Source organism: Microcoleus sp. Pol12B4, from assembly GCF_036701385.1.
In the GTDB taxonomy this organism is placed as follows: domain Bacteria; phylum Cyanobacteriota; class Cyanobacteriia; order Cyanobacteriales; family Microcoleaceae; genus Microcoleus.
Genome location: NZ_JAUBQR010000328.1, coordinates 1 through 4,718 on the forward strand (window position 1 = coordinate 1; position 4,718 = coordinate 4,718).

General features: G+C 49.7%; 4 protein-coding genes. 1 reads left to right on the forward strand and 3 read right to left on the reverse strand.

What is annotated here, in order from left to right; genetic code table 11:
• Positions 1-746 (reverse strand): RNA polymerase sigma factor SigF (locus QUA38_RS27365; protein ID WP_333167452.1); only part of this gene is annotated, 746 nt, incomplete at its 3' end.
• A 463-nt stretch (positions 747-1,209) separates the two neighbouring features.
• On the reverse strand, positions 1,210-2,052 hold the full coding sequence (locus QUA38_RS27370) for a photosystem II manganese-stabilizing polypeptide (protein ID WP_333167454.1): 843 nt from the start codon (positions 2,050-2,052) through the stop codon (positions 1,210-1,212).
• Positions 2,053-2,453: 401 nt separating this feature from the next.
• Here QUA38_RS27370 and QUA38_RS27375 point away from each other — a divergent pair, with 401 nt between their 5' ends.
• Entirely contained in the window at positions 2,454-2,816 is a 363-nt protein-coding gene (locus tag QUA38_RS27375) for a hypothetical protein (protein ID WP_333069282.1), read from the forward strand.
• 67 nt (positions 2,817-2,883) lie between these two features.
• Here QUA38_RS27375 and QUA38_RS27380 read toward each other — a convergent pair whose 3' ends face one another.
• On the reverse strand, positions 2,884-4,527 hold the full coding sequence (locus QUA38_RS27380; protein WP_333167456.1) for a calcium-binding protein: 1,644 nt from the start codon (positions 4,525-4,527) through the stop codon (positions 2,884-2,886).
• Between the last annotated feature and the right edge of the window lie 191 nt (positions 4,528-4,718).

Consider the following 4,718-nt stretch of genomic DNA (forward strand, 5'->3'; position numbering starts at 1 on the left):
AGCAAATCCAGCCCCTTCTTAACTCGCCGAGAAACAGTCACCGCACTGATACCCAAGCGTTCAGCGGTTTCCTTCTGCGTCAAATCGTAGAGAAAAACAAACTCCAATATCTCGCGAGTCCGTTGTTCCAACATAGCCAAAGCTTGCTGTACGCGAATTTGATCCTCTTGCGCCAACTGAAAACTCCGATACTTAGTATCCGGCACCAATTCTCCCAGACAAGTAGCCCCCTCATCTTCATCCTGCATCGGCGCGTCCAAACTCAGAGGCGATCGGTTGAGATGGGCCAATTTAATTTCTTGCCATTCTTCTACAGAAACCTCAAGGACTGCTGCTACTTCAGCATCCGTAGGTTTGCGGTTTAACTGCACCTGCAAATCCTTGATTGCTGCTACTGATTTGCGTTCGAGGGACTGCCAGTGGCGGGGAAATCGCACAGAAGGGCTTTTGTCTCGCAAGTAGTGTTGAATTTCACCCCGTATGTAGGGAATTGCAAAGGAACTAAAAGCGTGCCCCTTCGCGATATCAAACCGCTCGATCGCCCTGATCAACCCAATACACCCGACTTGCAGCAAATCGTCGTAGCTTTCACCGCACTGGTTTATCCAGTGATAAACTTCTTTTCTCACCAGCCCGATATTCAGTTTAACTAACTGATTGCGGGTTTCATTCGATCCAGAAAGTTGATACTCGCGCAACAATTGCAAATTTTCGCTTTTTAGCTCGTTCGGCACTGTGGTAGACATGGTTGCATAAGGGTGGGTAGAGCAGAGGACTGAGCTTGCTTTAGATCTAGTTTCCAATCTAGTCTAAAAAAATTCACTTTTAGGTAGTGTAATCCTAGCACTTAATAGGTGTGATAGCGGACACACCAGTTTAAATTTCGGAAGGTGCAGGGATTTAGCTGGATTATCCGAAAGTTTTTCGACTGAAGGCAGAACTTAATCCGGCAGAAGACCTTCGGCACAAGCCTGAATTTAACCGGATTTTTTAAAAAGTAAATGACAATTTTAAAGCGGTTTTAATACAATACTTTAATTAATTGAAAATGCCAAATTAATAACTTGGTATTCATCCAAATTAAATCATAAATTTAGTCATTAGTCAACAGTCCTAAGTTATGTTGCTCAAGACTGTTGGCTAATGAAGGGTGAGCAGTAGCTCTAGGGCAAAAAACTACTCAAGTTCGATCGATCCTGAAAGCCAATTTTATGACACAGAAGGCTCAATGCGAGCATAAAACAAACCCCGAATTTTCACATCCAGAGCGGGTCTAGCTCCCAAATCAGTATCAGAAGGCTGCGTACTCTCAAAAATCCCGCCAACTTCGCCAGTGGCGCTGTTGACTTTAGCAACTTGGAGAGAAATTTTGCCGGCCTTAGTGCGAGTGTCAGCAACCTTAACATTAGCCCGCACGCGTTTGGAATTGTCACTAGCCGGAAGCGCTACAGCATTGTCGTAGCCAGTCGATACCCCGCGAGCTTTAGGGTCTAAAAAGCCTGCGCTGCGGTAAGAAGGAACGTTAAACTCCCCTCTCAAATCGGTGGAAGTATTGATAGCAACCACTCCCGGTTCGGAACTGGCTACTAGCTGTTTAATGGTAAACAAGAAAGGTACTTGCTCTCCGCCCGGTAACTGAATCGTAATAGCTTGAAAATCCAAGCCGTCTTCTTCTGTGAAAGTCAGAGTGCCGTCAGTACCGACCTTGAGCGTACCTTGAACTTGGTCAATGCTCGACGTGAACCGTGTCAGCAATTTACCAGGCACAAATTCCGCTTCTTGGCGTTTGTTTGCTGGTTCTTCCTTCACAAAATAAGTTGTGGGCTGCAAACACAAACCAGTCAGTTTATAGGTGGCGCCCGCTTCGATGGGGATCGATCCCCGAGAAGTTTCTGCCAAGCTAGGGCAGTTATTAGCCAAGCCAGTACCTCTAATCTGGTCGTAGGTGAGCAACTCGGTAGTCGCCACCGTCGTGTCAGGAGCAGAAGAACAAGCAACCAGCGCACTCATGCAAAATGCTAAAAGTGCAACAATTAAAGCACGATATTTCATTGCAAACCTCAATATCCAACATCGGATTATATTAAGAAAAAGCCCTACTTCGAGCAAAATATAATTGCCCGCCGGCAGGCTAGGCCAGCGCTTCGGGCAGCATTTAGATCCTGATCCCTCGCTTCACCGACACCGGCATTGACTCAAACAATCAAGCTAGTGCGGCGTGAAAATAAGCAAGAACTTATGATTTCTCAATCATGTTCCGATCGCAGCCCAATACACATGGTACGACGGGTGGTGCTCTTTTCCTGACTTGGACTGCAAATTAATATTGCTTAAGTCAACCTACTTAAGTTACTTTGCTTATGACCCCGAATGGCGATCGCGACTAGCTCGATTAGTCGGTTGACCAAAAGGCTGGGGACAAAGGCCTTGTAGATTTCAAAGGAAGCAGCGGTATGGACAACGGCAAAGATTTAGAGTCAGAAAATTTGCAGTCTCAAATGCAATCAGTGACAGAGGCGATTCGGACTTTAGCCGAAAATTGTCAGGGAGACAGCCTGCTGCTTTTGGCCCTGCTGCGGACACTGGAAGCTTCGCACCGGGAAATTCGCGACGGTTTGTTTCAAGCGTCTTTTCCCGACAACCGCCAAGCACTTTACAAACTGCTCAGGAATATTGAAGCCAATGGCGGTTGGCCTTACATCCACCGCATGAAACTTCGATCGCTCTTGGGGTACACCCAACAATTATCTCCCCTAGAAGATTCTCCAGCCGAGTCGCCAGAAGACTCGGCCGAAACTCCCCAGGACGTTAAATAGTTTTGAGTGATGAGTTTAGTGAGTTTTACATTAACTCATCACTCATCACGGAGCTGCGCGATCGCACCTAGGAGAAAGCTGTAGGAAAAGCTGTAGGAAAAGGTATCGCCGTCGGGAATATCGGCGTCTGACCCGGCATTGGCAATAGTCCGGGAGTCGGGGGGATCGAACTAATTGATAGCAGAGGCGAATCCGGCACGCTAACTGTCGGCGGAGTTGGAATCCTCGAAGCAGTCGGAGTCGGAGTCGGTGCTGCTGTCGGCGTCGGAGTCGGAGTCGGTGCTGCTGTCGGAGTCGGTGCTGCTGTCGGAGTCGGCGTCGGAGTCGGTGCTGCTGTCGGAGTCGGCGTCGGAGTCGGCGTCGGAGTCGGAGTCGGCGTCGGAGTTGGAGTCGGCGTCGGAGTTGGAGTCGGAGTCGGCGTTGGAGTTGGAGTCGGAGTCGGAGTCGGAGTCGGAGTTGGAGTTGGAGTTGGAGTCGGCGTCTCAGTCGGAGTTGGAGTTAGAGTTGGATCTGTAGTTGTGCTGGTAACTGTAGTTGTAGTTGTAGTTGTAATCGTGGTTGGCCTGGGAGTAGCCGTCCCAGTCACAGCGATAAAATCATTCGCCTCGATCAGCGCCGCCGGAGTGTCGATCAAAATTGCTAAAAGCTTGCCATCTTGCGTCGTAATTACTGTATCCCTGACATTTGCACCGTTACCTTGGCGAACTTGCAGTTGAGCGAAAGATAAATTGCTCGGCAGTCCAAAGAAATCCTCTGTGTCATTGTAATCAGTAATTAAAGCCAAACTGCCAGGCCCGGCTCCCAATCCAAAGACATCGCTGCCGCTGCCGCCTATCAGAGTATCCGAACCCTCACCTCCGATCAGAGAATCATTACCCTCTGCCCCAAATAAATTGTCATTGCCGAAACTGCCCAAAATTGTATCGTCGCCGATACCTCCGGCCAAGGAGTCATCGCCAAAACCGCCGTCTATACCATCATTACCTTTGCCGCCAAACAGGAAGTCATTACCTTCATCTCCCAGTACCGAGTCGTCGCCTTCATCGCCGCGAAGGGTATCGGAACCGCTGCCGCCAAAAGCTGTATCGTCAGCCTTCCCACCGAATATCTGGTCATTACCAGCATCTCCGAAGAGCGAATCGTTGTCGGCATTGCCGTACAAAGTGTCGTCGCCGTCGCTGGCACTCAAGTAATCGTTGCCCTCACCGCCCAACAGTTGATCCCTGCCACTACCGCCGTTGAGAGAATCGTTCCCAAAATTCCCGTAGAGAAAGTCATCATCAGCATTCCCGAACACGGAATCGTCGCCGTCATTCCCTGTGAGGGTGTCGTTGCCAGTACCGCCGGCAATCACATCAAAGCCTCCGTTGCCAAAAACTAAGTCGTCCCCAGCGTCTCCCACCACGCTGTCTATCCCGTCGTTGCCTTCGAGGATGTCGTTGCCCAAACCGCCGCGAATCGAGTCGTCGCCGTTCCCGCCGGAAGCAGAATCGCGGCCTTGGTTGCCAATGAGTTCGTCATTTCCTTCACCGCCAAGCAACGAATCTGCTCCGTCAGCTCCAAGAAGCTGGTCGTTGCCGCCGTCGCCCTCTAGGGTGTCATCTCCTCCCGCACCCAGGGACGTGTCATCGCCATCTAAGCCGCGAATTCGATCGCCCAGCGGAGTTCCTAGAATAAAGTCGTTGCTGTCTGTGCCGATCAGGTTTGCCATACGGGATACACCGGTCCTCAATAAAATAAATTGTTTGAAATTATGTTAATCGCCTTCGTGACAAGGGATTGCTGCTTGCCTAGGTTAGCATAATTGAGATTTTGGCAATCTGGCGAAGGGGCGCTGGAAGTTTTGCTCGTGTCTGCAGTTGCGATCGGGGCTGGTATAATGCTCGATCGGCAATCTAATTT